The organism is Scopulibacillus daqui, assembly GCF_016908855.1.
Lineage (GTDB): Bacteria > Bacillota > Bacilli > Bacillales > Sporolactobacillaceae > Scopulibacillus_A > Scopulibacillus_A daqui.
In genome coordinates this window covers 52,577-68,730 of record NZ_JAFBER010000001.1, presented here as the reverse complement: position 1 = coordinate 68,730, position 16,154 = coordinate 52,577, and the positions used below count along the sequence as shown (strand labels likewise).

17 protein-coding genes are annotated in these 16,154 nt (G+C 39.0%); 6 read left to right on the top strand and 11 right to left on the bottom strand.

The window, feature by feature from the left end; translation table 11 throughout:
* Positions 1 to 139: 139 nt before the first annotated feature.
* The 3 genes from JOD45_RS00360 to JOD45_RS00350 are packed head-to-tail and all read left to right on the top strand — an operon-like array spanning position 140 to position 4,233.
* Complete coding sequence (locus JOD45_RS00360; protein WP_338056000.1) at positions 140 to 1,807, top strand: spore germination protein; 1,668 nt, start codon at positions 140 to 142, stop codon at positions 1,805 to 1,807.
* Positions 1,728 to 2,990: a GerAB/ArcD/ProY family transporter gene (locus JOD45_RS00355; protein WP_205001817.1), complete on the top strand. Its 1,263-nt coding sequence runs from the start codon at positions 1,728 to 1,730 to the stop codon at positions 2,988 to 2,990. The genes JOD45_RS00360 and JOD45_RS00355 overlap by 80 nt, the downstream gene beginning before the upstream one ends.
* Positions 2,947 to 4,233 carry a Ger(x)C family spore germination protein gene (locus tag JOD45_RS00350; protein ID WP_205001816.1) on the top strand — a complete coding sequence of 429 codons (1,287 nt, stop codon included), beginning with the start codon at positions 2,947 to 2,949 and terminating at the stop codon, positions 4,231 to 4,233. The genes JOD45_RS00355 and JOD45_RS00350 overlap by 44 nt, the downstream gene beginning before the upstream one ends.
* Before the next feature lie 89 nt (positions 4,234 to 4,322).
* Here the strand turns inward: JOD45_RS00350 and JOD45_RS00345 are convergent, their stop codons facing one another.
* The gene (locus JOD45_RS00345; protein WP_205001815.1) at positions 4,323 to 4,838 is read right to left on the bottom strand and encodes an acyl-CoA thioesterase; all 516 of its coding nucleotides are present in this window, start codon (positions 4,836 to 4,838) and stop codon (positions 4,323 to 4,325) included.
* Positions 4,839 to 5,083: 245 nt separating this feature from the next.
* Here JOD45_RS00345 and JOD45_RS00340 point away from each other — a divergent pair, with 245 nt between their 5' ends.
* Positions 5,084 to 6,340 carry a peptidoglycan-binding protein gene (locus JOD45_RS00340; protein WP_205001814.1) on the top strand — a complete coding sequence of 419 codons (1,257 nt, stop codon included), beginning with the start codon at positions 5,084 to 5,086 and terminating at the stop codon, positions 6,338 to 6,340.
* Positions 6,341 to 6,457: 117 nt separating this feature from the next.
* Here JOD45_RS00340 and JOD45_RS00335 read toward each other — a convergent pair whose 3' ends face one another.
* Both JOD45_RS00335 and JOD45_RS00330 read right to left on the bottom strand, forming a co-directional pair.
* The gene (locus JOD45_RS00335) at positions 6,458 to 6,649 is read right to left on the bottom strand and encodes a hypothetical protein (RefSeq protein ID WP_205001813.1); all 192 of its coding nucleotides are present in this window, start codon (positions 6,647 to 6,649) and stop codon (positions 6,458 to 6,460) included.
* A 94-nt stretch (positions 6,650 to 6,743) separates the two neighbouring features.
* Entirely contained in the window at positions 6,744 to 7,541 is a 798-nt protein-coding gene (locus JOD45_RS00330; protein WP_205001812.1) for an EcsC family protein, read from the bottom strand.
* A 94-nt stretch (positions 7,542 to 7,635) separates the two neighbouring features.
* On the opposite strand from JOD45_RS00330, the gene JOD45_RS00325 reads away from it, so the two are divergent.
* Complete coding sequence (locus JOD45_RS00325; RefSeq protein WP_205001811.1) at positions 7,636 to 7,809, top strand: hypothetical protein; 174 nt, start codon at positions 7,636 to 7,638, stop codon at positions 7,807 to 7,809.
* Positions 7,810 to 7,818: 9 nt separating this feature from the next.
* Here the strand turns inward: JOD45_RS00325 and JOD45_RS00320 are convergent, their stop codons facing one another.
* Positions 7,819 to 8,907 (bottom strand): D-alanine--D-alanine ligase, encoded by a 1,089-nt coding sequence (locus JOD45_RS00320; RefSeq protein WP_205001810.1) that lies wholly within the window; start codon positions 8,905 to 8,907, stop codon positions 7,819 to 7,821.
* A gap of 44 nt (positions 8,908 to 8,951) precedes the next feature.
* The gene (rpiA, locus tag JOD45_RS00315; RefSeq protein WP_205001809.1) at positions 8,952 to 9,632 is read right to left on the bottom strand and encodes a ribose-5-phosphate isomerase RpiA; all 681 of its coding nucleotides are present in this window, start codon (positions 9,630 to 9,632) and stop codon (positions 8,952 to 8,954) included.
* 197 nt (positions 9,633 to 9,829) lie between these two features.
* On the opposite strand from rpiA, the gene JOD45_RS00310 reads away from it, so the two are divergent.
* Positions 9,830 to 10,039, top strand: a complete 210-nt coding sequence (locus JOD45_RS00310; protein ID WP_205001808.1) for a gamma-type small acid-soluble spore protein — start codon at positions 9,830 to 9,832, stop codon at positions 10,037 to 10,039.
* Positions 10,040 to 10,114: 75 nt separating this feature from the next.
* Here the strand turns inward: JOD45_RS00310 and JOD45_RS00305 are convergent, their stop codons facing one another.
* The 6 genes from JOD45_RS00305 to JOD45_RS00280 form a co-directional block, all read right to left on the bottom strand.
* On the bottom strand, positions 10,115 to 10,396 hold the full coding sequence (locus JOD45_RS00305; RefSeq protein WP_239548970.1) for a hypothetical protein: 282 nt from the start codon (positions 10,394 to 10,396) through the stop codon (positions 10,115 to 10,117).
* 60 nt (positions 10,397 to 10,456) lie between these two features.
* Positions 10,457 to 11,734 carry an ArsB/NhaD family transporter gene (locus JOD45_RS00300; protein ID WP_205001807.1) on the bottom strand — a complete coding sequence of 426 codons (1,278 nt, stop codon included), beginning with the start codon at positions 11,732 to 11,734 and terminating at the stop codon, positions 10,457 to 10,459.
* A 228-nt stretch (positions 11,735 to 11,962) separates the two neighbouring features.
* Positions 11,963 to 12,640, bottom strand: a complete 678-nt coding sequence (locus tag JOD45_RS00295) for a YkyA family protein (RefSeq protein ID WP_205001806.1) — start codon at positions 12,638 to 12,640, stop codon at positions 11,963 to 11,965.
* Between the two features lie 30 nt (positions 12,641 to 12,670).
* Positions 12,671 to 13,621: an LCP family glycopolymer transferase gene (locus tag JOD45_RS00290; protein WP_205001805.1), complete on the bottom strand. Its 951-nt coding sequence runs from the start codon at positions 13,619 to 13,621 to the stop codon at positions 12,671 to 12,673.
* Positions 13,622 to 13,679: 58 nt separating this feature from the next.
* Entirely contained in the window at positions 13,680 to 14,594 is a 915-nt protein-coding gene (locus JOD45_RS00285) for a polysaccharide deacetylase family protein (protein WP_205001804.1), read from the bottom strand.
* Positions 14,595 to 14,784: 190 nt separating this feature from the next.
* Positions 14,785 to 16,068: a M48 family metallopeptidase gene (locus tag JOD45_RS00280; protein ID WP_239548969.1), complete on the bottom strand. Its 1,284-nt coding sequence runs from the start codon at positions 16,066 to 16,068 to the stop codon at positions 14,785 to 14,787.
* Positions 16,069 to 16,154: the final 86 nt, after the last annotated feature.

Below are 16,154 nucleotides of genomic sequence, written 5' to 3'. Positions count from 1 at the left end.
AGATAAAAGAAAACTTACCGATTGTCCAGCCAAAGGTGCAGACAGAGGCTAGAGATATCATGATCGAAGCTTCATATTGGCCGATGCGCCGAATAGGCTGTATTTCGCCAATTCAAAAGACAAATTGAGGGGTTTCGCTGTGGTTGAATTTTCAAATGGAGTTAAAATCCATCGCAAACATAAAAAGAAAAAGATTTTACAGGAATATGAAAGATTAAAAATCAATGAAATCAAAGAAAGCGTTAATAAAGACCTTGAAAAAAACCTTTCTATAGTAGAGCAAATTACTGGGAAGAGCAGCGATGTCATTATCCGCAGATTTACGATCGGCAAGCAATCCGTCCATAAAGCAGCCATTGTATATATTGAAGGGCTCGTCAACGACCAAACCATCAACAACTTTATTTTAAAATCAGCAATGATCGAGACCCGTAAAGTAGACTTGCCTGAAAATGAAAATCAAGCCCGTTTTTTAGATATTCTAAAAAAATACGATTTAAATGTCGGTGAAATTAATGAGGATAAAAAATTCAAATCACTGATGCATTCTGTTTTGTCGGGACAAACTGCCATTTTTGTAGAAGGGATAAACTATGCCTTAATTATGGATACACGCATGTGGCAAATGCGATCTATTGAAAGTCCTGAAAACGAAACAACGATCAGGGGGCCTAGAGAAGGTTTTATTGAAACACTTGTTGTTAATACGGCATTAATCCGCCGAAAGTTAAGGGATCCGGATTTGAGGATTAAATTTTATCAAATTGGCGAACGGACCCAGACGGATGTTGCCGTTGTTTATATAGAAGGGCTGGCCAATGAGAAAATCATAGCAGAAGTGAATCGCCGCATGGATCAAATCAAAACAGACGGCATATTAGACAGCGGATATATAGAGCAGTTTATCGAGGATTCGACATGGTCGCCATTCTCACAAATTCAAGATACTGAACGTCCCGATAAGACGGTTGGACACCTTCTTGAAGGAAAAGTCATTATTTTGGCGGACGGATCACCCTTTGCATTAATTGTCCCGACTGTTTTCTCATCTTTCTTCCAAAGTCCGGAAGATTACTATGAAAGAGTCTGGATTATGTCATTTTTACGGTTCATTCGCTTTATCAGTTTATTTTTCTCGCTGTTCGCACCATCGCTTTATATTGCTTTTTCAACATTTCATCCGGAAATGATTCCGCCGAATCTGTTGTATGCGATGGCGGCTGGACGATCAGCGGTGCCGTTTCCGACTATTATCGAAGCCATGCTTATGGAAATCACGATTGAAATATTAAGAGAGGCGAGCGTTCGGCTGCCGGGTAAAGTCGGGCAGACGATCGGCATTGTTGGTGCCCTTGTTGTCGGTGAAGCATCTGTTACTGCAGGTCTTGTCAGTCCGCTTATGGTTATCGTTGTCTCAATTACCGCAATTTGTTCATTTACGGCACCGAGCTATAACGGGGCCATTGCCATCCGTTTGATTCGTTTTCCAATGATGTTAATCGCTGCTTTCCTTGGTCTTTATGGCATTATGCTGTTTACTTTGGTCGTCATACTTCACCTTAACTCTTTAAAATCATTCGGTGTGCCTTATTTCGCGCCTTTTAGTCCTTTGCATTTGTCAGCGTTTAAGGACGTTGTATTCCGCGCCCCGTTAACATGGATGATTAAGCGGCCCATTTTTTTAAAGCCTCATGATAAACATAGGGATCAGAAAGATGTGAAAACCAATGACAAATCAGAAGCAAAATCAAAAGCAAAATCAGAATCAAACGAGTCAGGCCAGTCAAAATCGGCAGCTAAAAAATAATTTGGCAAGCAAAGACGTCATTTCCCCTTATCAATCCATGATTTTAATTTCCAGTACGCAAATCGCAACCGGTATGCTGACAATGCCGCGGCTTGCATCATCAACAGCCCATGAAACAGCTTGGCTGCCGGTTCTGATCGGCACACTTATTTCGCTCATCGCCGTTTTTATTATCACAACGCTGACTTTGCGTTTTCCTAACTATACTTTTATTGACTTTATTCCAACCGTATTATTTGGTTCAAACAAAAAACGTTTATATAAAATCGTATCAATCATTTTTATATTGCCTTATCTTGCTATGTGGATGGGCTTTGTCATTATCTCTTCACGGATATTTTCGGAACTTATCCGAATCGCTATATTTCCGCATACACCGGTTATCGTTATTTTAATTGCTTTAATGTTAGGCGTTTTATTTATGATATGGTTTGAACTTGAGGTCATTGCCCGGTTTAATGAGACGGTCTTTCCGATCATGTTAATTTCATTAATCATTATCGTAGCAATATCGTGGCAAAATGCCGAACTGACCAACCTTCTTCCTTTGTTTCATTTTAATTGGAAAGAAGTTTTGAAAACCAGCTGCTTTAATATCTTCTATTCATTTGAAGGGTTCTCAATTATTTTCCTGACAATGGCCTATACGAGAAAAGATAAGAAGTCAAAAATTTATGCGGCTAATCTGTCAGGCGCCGCTATCACCGGGCTTCTTTATACCAGCCTTGTTACTGTAACCATTGCCGTTTTCGGATATGAACTCGTCCAAAATGAAATGTGGCCCACCTATGATTTAGCAAAGACGGCCACGATACCCGGAGCTGTTATCGAGAGGTTAGATCCGGCCTTTATCAGCATATGGGTGGCGGCTATTTTTACGACTGTCGGCAATAGTTATTACTTTACTTGCTTTTCCATTATTCAATGGTTTAATTTTAAGAATCCTAATAAAGCCCGCAGATGGTTAGGAATATGCGCTTTTCCAATTGTCATTTATGTGACATTAATGTCGGAAAATATTTTCACTTTTAATAGATGGGAAATCATTATTGGCGTTATCGGTTTATTTACAGAAATCTTTATTCCTATTGTTCTTTTGCTCCTTGCCGTTTTAACTAAACGTAAGGGAGGAACTAAAAATGATAAAGAAAACTTGCCGTCCGGCAAACCGCAAAAGGCATAGACAAAGACATTGTTTCCATTGGCGTACGAAAGCCATTCAGAGATTATGCCCGTACAAAGCGAAGCTGTTTTGCTGCCGATTAAAGCGCTTCTTACATTTAAAAGCAAAGTTCCTCCTTAGTCTTCTGCTATTATTGGCTCTTATCACTATAAGCGGCTGTTGGGATGCAAAGGATCTTGAAAAGCGAGCCATGGTCGTAGCCATCGGTGTTGACAAAGGCAAAAAATATCCTTTAAAAGTAACAATTGAAATTCCATTTCCGAAAAACCTTGGAAACGGCAGCGGCAGCAGCCAATCGCAAGGCGGAGGAAAACCTTTTAAAGTGATTTCTACCGAGGCCAATTCATTAGCCCAAGCCCTTGTTGATTTACAATGGAAAGCGGAACAAAGCTTGTTTTTCGGAGATGTTAGAGTCTTAATTGTCAGTGAACCCTTGGTGAAAAAACCAGCACCTTCTTTATTTGATTCTTTCTTTAGATTGGCGGTCATTAGAAAAAATCAAATTTGGCCTCTGATCATTAAAAACGAAACGGCGGAAAAATTATTAAAGACATTTGAGCCGCCGGAAGAGCAAGTTCCCAAAATTTATTTGCGGGAAATGATAACAAGTGATGAACAAATTCAATATATCCCGTCGAATACGTTCGCAAACGTTCAAATGGACCGGATCAATTCAGCAAAAGAGCCTTTTATGCTTGCCATTAAACAAATTAATGACTCCGATGTAAAAATTGTCGGACTCGGGACATTTACGGGAGGAAGAAGAACACATCTCGCCGGGTTTTTAAATATATACGACATGGCTCAGTGGCAAAGAGCGGCTTTGGGCCAAAATGCCGGTGAAATGTTCATTCCTATGGGAAAAGGCAAACAAATGACATTGCAGCCTTCTAAAGTCAAAAGAAAACACCATATTTCTTTTCGCGGCCATCAAATAAAAGATACGATTGATGTTTACGTTGACGGTGAAGTGATAGAAACCACGCCTAAAATTAATTTAGTGAACAATAAAAATAGATATAATGCGGAAAAAAGAGTTGAATATGTCATGGAAAAAAGATCAGATAAAATGGTTCATAAGCTGCAAACATTCAATTCCGACATTCTCGGTATTCGTACATTGGTCAGATCGTATTATCCTTCAATGTATAACAAAATTGATTGGAAGACAGCCTTTAAACAAGCTGATATTACAGTAAAGTATCATGTCTCAATTAAAAGGGTTGGAATGGAAACAAGCTGATCTCAGTATCCGCAATTGACCTCCAAAAAAAGCGGTGAACCGACAACATGAGACGGTTCACCGCTTTTTTGTTCTATTATTTGCTGTTTCTACTTCTCCCACGGCTTTTTAACTGAAAACGTTTCTGCAAAACGCTTGCTGTCTTCTCTTCTTACCCTGCGAGCTTCTCTTCTCTTAGGCGCACTTTCATGGAGCATTTTCTCTTCTTCAGTTTGCGGAATCACTTTCGGCACTTGGGCCGGTTTGCCATTCTCATCAAGTGCAACAAAAGTTAGAAAAGACGTTGTGCAAAGCTCTCGTTTGCCTGTCAGCAAATCTTCTGTAATCACTTTAACGAAGACTTCCATTGAGGTATTATGGGTGTATGTGACAAAAGCTTCCAGACAAACTGACGCCCCTTCTTTAATCGGCGTCAGAAAATCTACAGAATCTGTTGAAGCCGTAACACAGGGTTTTCTGGCATGGCGAATGGCCGCGATGGCCGCTATATCATCAATATATGACATTAATTTACCGCCAAACATCGTACCATGATTGTTGGTATCCGGCGGTAAAACATGCGATGATTTTACAGCTCTTGACTCGTTGACATATTTTGCTTCCATATCTTCACTCCTTACGCAGGATCCATCCTTTAAAGTCCACTTTTAGTATACTCAATTCTCCTTTTTATAATCAAAGAACTAGCCTTTATAGATAAGGTGTACAATTTGGTTCAATATTCACAATTTTATAAAATTATGTTGATTGTTACAAAACTGTAACCTTCCTAAAACATTCGTGTGATGTTCACCCTTTACAATGCACTTGTACGAAACAGAGTCTTGGAACTCAAGGAGGTCATTTTTTTATGAAACTATTTAAGCAACTAGCAGCTGTAACTTCATTTGCAGCATGCGTAGGCATTGCAGCTCCAAGCATCAGTCACGCATCAGAACCAAATCACACACTTTATCCTGGAACAAAAAACAAAAACGTCGCAGAACTTCAAGATACACTTAAAGAAAAAGGCTACTTCAAAAACTCTGATGTTACCGGCTATTACGGCACAATTACCGAAAATGCCGTAAAAGCATTTCAGAAAGATCATCACATAAGCGTTGACGGCATTGCCGGTCCAAATACTTACAAAGCATTAAATGTCAATGTTAAAGAAGCTGCTAATGACTTAGGGAAAGAATTGCTTGCCAAAGGCAGCAGAGGACAATATGTATCATTGCTTCAGGAAAAACTGCAGCGCCTTGGTTTCTATAAAGGCCATGTTGACGGCATCTTCGGTACATTAACTGAAACAGCAGTTAAAGCTTTCCAAAGTGCTCACAACCTTGCCGCTGATGGCATTGTAGGTCCAAACACTAAGGCTGCGCTTCTCAATGGTCAAGCGCCAGTTCAACCAAAAACAAGCACTGCAGCACCTGTTAATAATGTTCACAAAGAAACTGCTCAGCCTAAGCAAGCTGCTCAACCTCAGCAGCCAGCTCAGCCGAAAGAAGTAGCACAACCAAAACAAGCTGCTCAGCCTGTTGAAAATGTAAAGAAAGCTGATGACAACGTTCAAGCTGAAACTGCAAAACCAGCTCAAAAAGTTGCCCCAGCTAAACAAGAAAATCAAAATAATAACCAAAACCAAGCGGTTAAACAAAACACTCAACAACAAGAGCAAACAACTGCACAAAATACAGTTAATACTCAAAAAGAAACTGTAAAAGCAGAAACAAATAAAACACAAGTTAAAGAACAAACAAACAATAATGTTCAAAATCATAAACAAACTGTAAATGCGAATGCTAACCAAAACAATCAAAACAATAATGCCGCTGACAGCAGCAACGATTCCGGAAAAACAATTTCAGTTGAAGCAACTGCATACAGCTTATCCGGTACAACTGCTAACGGTACACAATTGAATTCAAATTCTAAAGTTATTGCTGTTGACCCTAACGTTATTCCGCTGGGATCTAAAGTATACATTCCTGGTTATGGTACAGCTGTTGCTGCCGATACAGGCGGCGCTATTAAAGGCAACCGCATTGATGTATACATTCCTAATGATCAGCAAGCTAAAAACTTTGGACGCAAAAATGTTCAAATTAAAGTTATAAAATAGTTTTATGAATCACAGCAAGTCTATCCTTGCTGTGATTTTTTTCTTTGTACTTTTCTTTTTCTTTACTATATATATACCTGAAAAAAGGCAGAATAAAACTGCCTTTTCAAATATTTTTTAATATAATTCGTCTTTGCTTTCTTGAGCAATGCTGCTTAATATTTGCTTATCCTGGCTGTTTGATTGATTAACTTTGCTTTGTCCAGCCCCCTGGCCTTGATTGCGGGTTCTGTTCATTAATCCAAGGGCAGCGGCACCAAGTCCTGCACCGGCAATCACTGACATCATTGTTCTTGTCCCATTTCTCATCACTTTCACCACCTGTATTTTTTTCGCCTTACATTATTAGTTTTGATTAATGGCTGAAAAAAATACGTAGCAACGTTTTATAATGATGTCATATTTAACTAAGATGTTTTTCCGCATTTACTTCGTTCAACCTTTCAAGAACCCTTCGTTTTTTATACAGCATCTGCCCCGTTTCGGCAACCTTTTCTATCATTCCTTTATTCATCGTTGATCCTATAAGGGTTCCAGCTAAAGGTACGGTTTGAAATAATTTTTTCCAAGTCATATGTTCACGGTATGTATTGAATACTTCCCGCCAACCTTGGAGCTGCGATATCACTTGTTCATTTGACTTTTCCGTTTGAAAATCCCGCAATTCTCTTAAAACCGATCGTTTTCCTACAGACATAGAAAAAGCAAGTTGAAGACATTTGATCATATAAATGCGTTCAGAAGCATCATTAGGATCATATCCATAAATTAAAGCCATTTCTTGGAGAACTTTTAAAGAGGTGCCCAGCAGAATCGGAATATCAGCAACTAAAGTGAACATGCCGCCAAAGCCGGTCGTTGCACCTTGAATTTGAGCAAACCGGACCCTTTTTTCCATTAATATACGCGCTTTTTTATCCATTTCTGTTATCGGCTGATTTTGAATTTCCGCTAATGAGCTGACATGATAAAGCTGACAGATCTTTTTTTCGTCAACCAAATAGCGGCCGCCATACTCAATAAATCGGGAAACTTCGCCAATTAATTGATTTAATCTTCTTTGAATAAATGCAGGCGTCATCCGGTCTAAAATCCAAAATGGCAATCGGCCAATTTTTTCCCAAGTATTTGAGCGTTCTTGATCTCTTTCCCATATATTGATTTTTTTTAATTCCTGACTCAGCTGAGTTACCGATTCCATCATCCATCCTCCTTCTTCCGTTATAGTTTGCCTATTTTTCGGAAAAATATAATGGACAGCCTTGGGCCGGGCTGTCCATCTTAGGAGGCATGACATGGCTAACGATGACCATAAACAGCGAGGAGGTATGGGTTGGAACATGATCTTTTTTGTCATGTCCAATATTAATATATTCAAAAGCAGATTGCATGTAAAAGACAATGGTGGAATTCTCAAGAAAACTTGGCTGGTGCCACGCCTTAAAAGGGAACTGCTTCGCGCTGCATAAAAAAGTTAATTATTCAAGTCTATACCTTATTCTTTTCTTCCTTTGATGGCGTTCAATGCCCAACCGAATCAGTTTATCTATAAGCTCCGAATAATCTACGCCTGTATGCTTCCATAAAAGAGGAAACATGCTGTACGGTGTAAACCCCGGCATTGTGTTGATTTCATTAATCAAAACCGCTTGGTCAGATGCTCTCATAAAGAAATCAACTCTCGCTAACCCCTTGCAATCCAAACAATGAAAGGCCTGTTTTGCTGTTTGTTCAATTTCCGCCTTTTTTTGTTCATTAAGATCCGCTGGGATAATCAGCGATGTATCACCATCATGATATTTAGATTGATAATCATAATAATCAGCGTTTGTTTTAATTTCGCCAGGGACAGATACCGATAGCTCATCATTGCCGATAACGCCAATCTCAATTTCACGGCCAGCGATTTTCTCTTCAATAATGACTTTTTCATCATAATAAAAGGCTTCGTCAACAGCTTTTTCAATCTCATCCCAAGTTTTGCACTGATTAATGCCAATGCTGGAGCCGTTATTCGCAGGTTTAATAAAACAGGGTATCCCGATATTTTTGTCAATTTTTTTAAGCATTTGTTGTTTATGATGCTGCCACTCATATTTCGTCACCGATACATAGAGCGGCTGATTAAGGCCATGGGATTTAAAGATATCTTTCATAATAACCTTATCCATTCCGGCTGCTGAACCCACAACCCCGGAACCAACATAGGCAATATCAAGAAGTTCAAGCAGTCCCTGAACAGTGCCGTCTTCGCCGTTTGGACCATGCAATAAAGGAAAGGCAATGTCAGGCTTTTGAATTTGTGTATTAATGCCTGCCGGCGTTAACCATTTATTAGAATACGATTGATGGCTGTTCTCGTCCAAAAGCAATTGTTCTTTATAATCAAGCTGCTGAGTTATTTCATGTCCCTCAATCCAGCGTCCGCTGTTCGTTATATGAACCGGGATGAGATTATAATGCTCCTTATTCATGGCATTAATAACTGAAAAAGCAGTTTGCAGCGATACATCGTATTCAGCTGACTTCCCGCCGTATATAACAGCTACTGTTAACTTCTTCGGCACCCTAATCCCCCCTAAATTGTCTACACACAATATATGCTTTTCACTTACCGGTTAATCACTTTAACTTTGTCATGATCTGCGGCCAAAACTTGATCGCAAATATTTATAAACAAACCATTTTCGACAACCCCCGGCAAAGCATTAAGCCACCCGGCAAGGGCTTTCGCATCATCAATTGCTTTGGCATGACAATCAAGAATATAGTTCTTGCTGTCTGTCAAAAACGGTTCTTCACCATTCATGCGCAGCTTTGGATGAAGCCCTTTCTCTTCCATAGCGCGAAACATATGCCGCCAGCCAAAACGCAACACCTCAACCGGCAACGGAAATGCGCCTAACTGGTTAACGGCTTTGCTTGCATCGGCGACCCAAATATTTCTGTCTGAAGCTTGAGCGACAATTTTTTCAAATAAAAGCGCTCCGCCCCCGCCCTTTATACCGTTTAACTCTGGATCAAACTCATCACAGCCATCAATCGTCAAATCAATTTTTTGGACATCGTTGAGATCTAACAAAGAAATGCCCAGCGATTCCGCTAACTTCGATGTTGCATGTGACGTTGAAACAGCTTGAATAGATAAATTTTCGGCTTTTATTCTGTCGGCAAGTTTTTTAGTTGTAAAGGCAACTGTCGAACCTGTTCCCAAACCAACAATCATACCATCCTTAATATATTCCGCTGCTTTTTCTCCGACCATTTTTTTTTCATATGTTTGTTGATCCATTTTATTGCTCTCCTTTAAAAATATTGTTATATGTAGATGCCGCAATAAGGCTTTCATCGTTAAATCCTTATATTTTTAGTTTATCATAATTTTTGAAATGGACGGCTTAAAAATATATTGAACTGAATGTATAAAGACATTTCACTTCTGAATGAAAGCTTAAATTCCGGCCACTCTAAAATAAAGAGGTGATTTTAATGGCTATTTACCCCAGCCAAAAAAGCAAGCTAACATTAGCAGGCACAGATATTGAGAAGGTTAAACGGCTGAACAGTCAATCTGGAATGTCTTATAATGAAGCCAAAGCTTTTATTGCTAAAACGACTGGCGGCCATCACACAGACATATACAGTGATACAGATGCCGAGGAAGTTAAAAGAAAGATCAAATCCTCTGGAAATCCTTAATCTTAGCCAGGCATTATACATTAAAAATAAGGTGTCTTTCCTTGTATCAGGAAGGACACCTTATGTCATTTCATGCTATTCTCGCCATTCTATTTGCTTTATCAATTGAAACCCAAACAAACCAAGGACAAACGCTGTATAAGAATCCCGACGAACAATCACTTGAAAGGAATGATCACCAAGTGTGTAAAATAGCACATCCGTAAGGACTTTATCACTTTCAAAAAATTTCCTGACTTCATGCAGCTTATTAAACGCTTTCTCATTTTTTGTTTCAATGATAAATTCAATATCTTGATCGTTTGGTTTTTCTTCAATCGCTGCCAGCGAATCAAACACTTTGTAATGGACTTTCAAAAGGCTCCCTCCATTCTTTAAATGCATTCACATTTTCCACAAATTCACAGAGGCAGACCCCTATAAATAACGTAAATAGATATATCCCATAGAGATAGCGACCGTGATCAGCATGATTGGCAGACCGACAGCCATAAATTTAATAAAGGAAATTTTGTATCCTTCTTTTCCGGCTAATCCTGCAACAATGACGTTTGCACTGGCCCCAATCAGCGTTCCATTTCCGCCGAGACATGCGCCAAGAGCTAAACTCCACCATAACGGATTCAAATCATTGATGCCCATCTCGCCCATTTGCTGAATTAACGGGATCATCGTTGCAACAAAAGGAATATTATCAACGAATGCCGAAGCAATGGCGCTCAACCATAAGACAAGAAATGCGCTGGCGGTGACGTTTCCTCCTGTTAAATCAATAGCATTTGCCGCTAACTGTTTAATTACTCCCGTTTCGACAAGACCGGAAACAAGAACAAACAAACCAATGAAAAAGAAAATGGTTGTCCATTCAACTTTGCTTAAGGCATTTTCAAGATGATGCTCTCCAGCCAAAAGCAGCAATAAAAAGGCTCCGGCAAGCGCGACCGTTGCTGACTCTATCCCTGCTATTTGATGCAAGAAAAAGCCAATAATAGTTAATAGCAAAACAATAATCGATTTTATCATAAGCGGTTTATCTGTAATTTCATCTTTTTCATTAAGATTCATCATTCTATTTCGCGCTTCTTCAGTTGTATGAATGTTTTTTCGGTAATAAAAAGCCATTATTGCCATAATCACAATGATAATGACCAAAACAACCGGGGCTAAGTTCGTAATAAAGTCCATAAATGACAGTTCTTTAACGGCGCTGCCAATCATAATATTTGGCGGATCGCCTATCATTGTTGCCGTTCCCCCAATGTTGGACATCAGTATTTCTGTGATAAGAAACGGAATCGGTGAAATATTAAGCTGCCGGGTAATACTGAATGTTACCGGAACCATAAGCAGAACTGTCGTGACATTGTCGAGAAAGGCTGATCCGACAGCAGTGATCAGAGACAAAACAATAAGGATGGCAAGCGGCCGGCCTTTGACTTTTTTGGCGGACCAAATCGCAATATATTTAAACAATCCGGTTTCAGCTGTTATTGACACGATAATCATCATGCCTGTTAACAGTCCGATTGTATTAAAATCAATGTGATGCAATGCCGTCTCCTGATCGACCATCCCAAATGCAACCATTAAGATGCCGCCAATCATGGCAACAATGGTACGATGAATTTTCTCGGAAATAATAAATGCATACGTGATAAGAAAAATACCGATGGCTATAATAGCTTCGTTTGTCAAAATCATCCGCCTCCTAATCTTTTAATGTTCGATATTCTGGCCTTGTTTATTCAAAACATACTCATTTCAAAGGAGCACCTCCCTGACTCATAAAATGGATTAATTTGGAATTCCATAAAGACAAAAAAGGAGTCTGCATTGTGACAGACTCCTCCTAAATCACGCATATTTATTTTTACAGATCACTTTCCTTTATTCTAACAAGCGGTTATTTTTTTATCAAGCGTTTTATTGATCATCATATTTAACATTAAGATGACCGGCATTATACAACTGTATTTTTGCTTCATTGTACGCCGTTGTATAATGGTTGAATGTGTCTCTGAGTTTAGAAATTTCTTCTGACTTTTTATTGATTTCATCGATTTGATTCTTATAGGCCGATTGATCCAAATTTTTTTCATGCAGCAGCGTATAAAGGTTTTTATTTAGATTGATGTTATCAATATAAGCGCGATACAACCGGCCAAACATTTCATAGCGGCGAGAAGCGGTTTTTGAGACGTTATCCGCTTTAGCCTTAAGGTCATCCTTATCTAAATGGTTCAATAAGGGTTCGGCTTTTTTGTAATATTCATATGATCTGTCAATCATTTTCTTCTCTTCTTTAAGGATCTCTTCACATTTGTCATTCAGCTTATCTGCCTGATTTGAAAGAGATTCAATTTGATTCCCGTCACCCAGTTTGAGATTAAGAATTTTATTATAAATGTTATTTTCTTTTTTTTGATTATTAATCAGCACTTTTTGCATATCATTCAAGTTTTGTTCAATGTTTGCGCTCTTTTCAAGATAACCATAGATTTTTTTTACATCTTTGTCGGCAAATCCGCACCCCGATAGAACGAAAATGCCTAAGGCAATAAATGAAACGGGCGCTATATATCTTTTTATCAGTACAAACATAAATATGTCCCCTTTTTAAAACAACGAACATTAACAGCCTTGTGGATTTTTTTGATTCCCGTCTTGATTATCACGTTCAGGCAAATCGAGATGGCTCCTCAATTCATCGGAGACGCTATTTAATTCATCATTAGGGATATCATAATACCACACACCGTTAATGATTTTCTCTTCTCCTTTTAAATGCAGCGTTTGAATATTTTTTGAGACACTTTTATTATCTTTTATAATCATTTCTAAATCATTAAGAGTAAGATTAGTTTTAACGTTGCTGCCTAATGCGCCTAATATATTTGGTAAATTTTTCAGCCCTGAAAGGTTTATTTCTTTTTTCGCAACCGCTGCAATAACTTTTCGCTGGCGTTCTTCACGTCCAAAATCGCCATTAGGATCTTGTTTTCTCATTCTTATAAAGGCAAGCGCTTTGTCCCCTGTGTTAAGGTTCACCATCCCCTTTTTGAAATGATAGCCGCCAAAGCTGAACGGTAAATCGTTGCTGACTGTAACGCCGCCGATAGCATCGATAAGATCTTTAAAACCGTCCATATTGAGCTTTATATAGTAGTCAATGGGTATTTTAAGCATCCTTTCAACTGTTTTGACAGACAACTCGACACCGCCGTAAGCATAAGCGGCATTAATCTTATCTTGCTTGTGCCCGGGAATAGCTGTCAGTGTGTCCCGGGGGATGCTTAACATTTTCATTGATTTTTGCTTCGGGTTAACGGTGACGACAACCATCGTATCCGTTCTGCCCGAATCGCTTTGGCGCTCATCTCCCCCTAACAACAGGAAGGAGACAGGCTTATCCTCTTGAAGATTTTTTCCTAAATCTTTATTAAAGCGTTGATTTTTTAATGGATCATTGCTTTCTTTTTTGATGGCATTATGCACAGAATGATAAACATAAAAAGCATAACCAGTTGTCCCGCAAAACAATATAATCAAGATGACAGCTCCGATAGTCGCTGCTTTTTTCACATAAAACTTCCTTTCTTGATGTCTTCATAAAAAGAAGAATGGTTATGTATGAGCATTTTTATCTGTTTGATTTATGCTTTTGGCTGTATGCATAACAGCGGTTATGACACTGAAAGGTTACTGGTTTCATAGAATCATCGAGGCTTTTCATCTTGTAATGATGCTGTTTTAGATAGCTTAACAGTTCCGGCAAATACTTAAGTGTGGCACTGTTTTCATGATCATGCAATAAAATGACAGGGGTTCTTCCCGCCTTTTCTATACTGTTTAAGCTATTGATGACCTTTGGAACATACTGCCTGCTTTTTAACTCCCAGTCTTCGCTGTCAATATCCCAGTCCCAAATTTTAAATCCGTGTGATTCCATCAAACTGCGGTCAGATTCGCGCAAATATGGAAAACTGCCGTAAGGCGTCCGAACCATATGTGTTTTGATGCCCGTTATGTCCTCTAAAACTTTCTGATCCTGCTCCATTTCATGCAAAGCGCTCTTCCCTGAACGATAGAATTTATTTGGATCGTGTGTAACACCGTGAAGTCCGAGGCCGAAACCTTCTTTCGCCATTCTTTTAACCGCTTCAGGATGCTTTTTAATATTAGGCGCCAACATGAAAAATGTTGCTTTCGCATGATACTTATTTAAAGTATCCATTAACTTGTTGACATCCGGCGACGGGCCGTCATCAAACGTTAAGTAAACCACTTTTTCATGTGCTTGTTTACTGGCCTTTTCATCGATAGAACGGCCGAGATTGGAACCTTTAATTTGCTTTTTCAGTTCAGACGCCTGCTCTAAAGCCACTGCCTTTTTTGGCGGGCCCATATTTTTAGCTTCAGCGGATACATCTCTATCGCCAAAATTTGCGAAACCGACAATAAAAATCACAAGCGCAGCGACTGTTAATATAGCGACTTCGCGCCATTTCAGCATTTTTCTCCCTTTCCCCATATGAATCTCCTTTTCTCGAATCATTAAGTTTAGTTTAATGCATTTATTGGTAAAAAGGGTAACAAAAAAGGAACAAATATCAACATTTATGAGAGAAGAATGATTAACTGCCGAATAGAATTTTATCAGATATCAATCAATTTATGAATAAAAATAGTCCTGATGTGCAATAAAAGTCAGGCACCAATTGATACCTGACCTGTTGCGATTTAAATCAATCTTTATGATGATTCGTCTTATGGTGTTTAATCGGATAATGCTCAATAAATTCTATTCTTTCAAGGGTTGTCGGATGATCATAATTAAAAAATTTAACTAGCGCTGGAGGGTTCACATCGCTGAGACCGTTAACTGTTAACTTTTGAAAAGCGGTGACACCCGCTTCTTTATCTTGAGTCATTTTAATGGCATATTGATCGGCTTGATGTTCATAATGCCGGGAAACCGCTGATTCAAGCGGTGAACCGATAAAATTAAGCAGAGAGAAAATCAACAGTAAAATGGGTAATGAAGCGATATCGCCGGGGTTTTTAATGCCAAGGGCGGCCCCCCAATGCGAAACGGCGCCTCTAAACAGTTTTGATGTTAAGTAAAGACCCGCAAGCGATAAGAATATCGTTCCGATCATACTTAGAAACAGATGGTTCATGACATAATGCCCCATTTCATGAGCCATGATAAACAGGACTTCACGATGATTCAGCCGATGAACCGTCGTATCCCAAAGTACAATCCGCAAGTTCGAACCGATGCCGTTTACATAGGCATTTAAAGCGTTTGTTTTCTTCGACATATCAACTTCATAGACATTGTGCGCAGGAATATCCGCTTTATCGGCTAAATGTAAAATTTCATTTTTTAATGTCCCATCAGGCAGCGGGTGAAAATGATTGTACAAAGGATCAATGACAACCGGCTGAATATACATGAGGAAAACAACAAACGGAATAGACAATAGCCAAACCGGCAGCCACCATTTATTTGGAAACTTTTTTATAAAACAATAAATAACAATAATTGACACAAATGTAATAATCCAATTCACCCAAAAGCTTGTGATATTATCCCTGAGCCAACTCGAAAAGCCCTGGACAGATATACCATAGTGAACTGACACTTGGTGAGCCAAATAATCGCCTGGAAATGCGATTAACCAAGCTAAAATCGATAAAGTCAAAAAATAAACGGCCATATGAAAAAATGAAAATCGCGTGACTTCATGCGACCGGTTCCTTAACCACGCCGAAAAACCAAAAACAAGAACAAAAATATATATGCCCCAATCTAAAGGAATGGTTGCAAAGTTAATCCAATCTTGAATTCTTGTATAATCTTGGCTTAATACGACTTGCTTATGCGTCATGAAAACATTAGGATCAGCTGCTGTACCTTTAAATTGCGGAGGCACCCCCGGCGACGTCCAGACAAAAAAGTATAAAGCTATAAGAATCAGATAAATGATATATATGCCTAAGAACCACCATGCAACTTTTTTCAAACTGCCCCCTCCTTCTGGACACCTGTTTAAAAGATGTTCAAAAAGTCCGGGAGATGATGAGCGCTTTTTGAACATACATACTATAG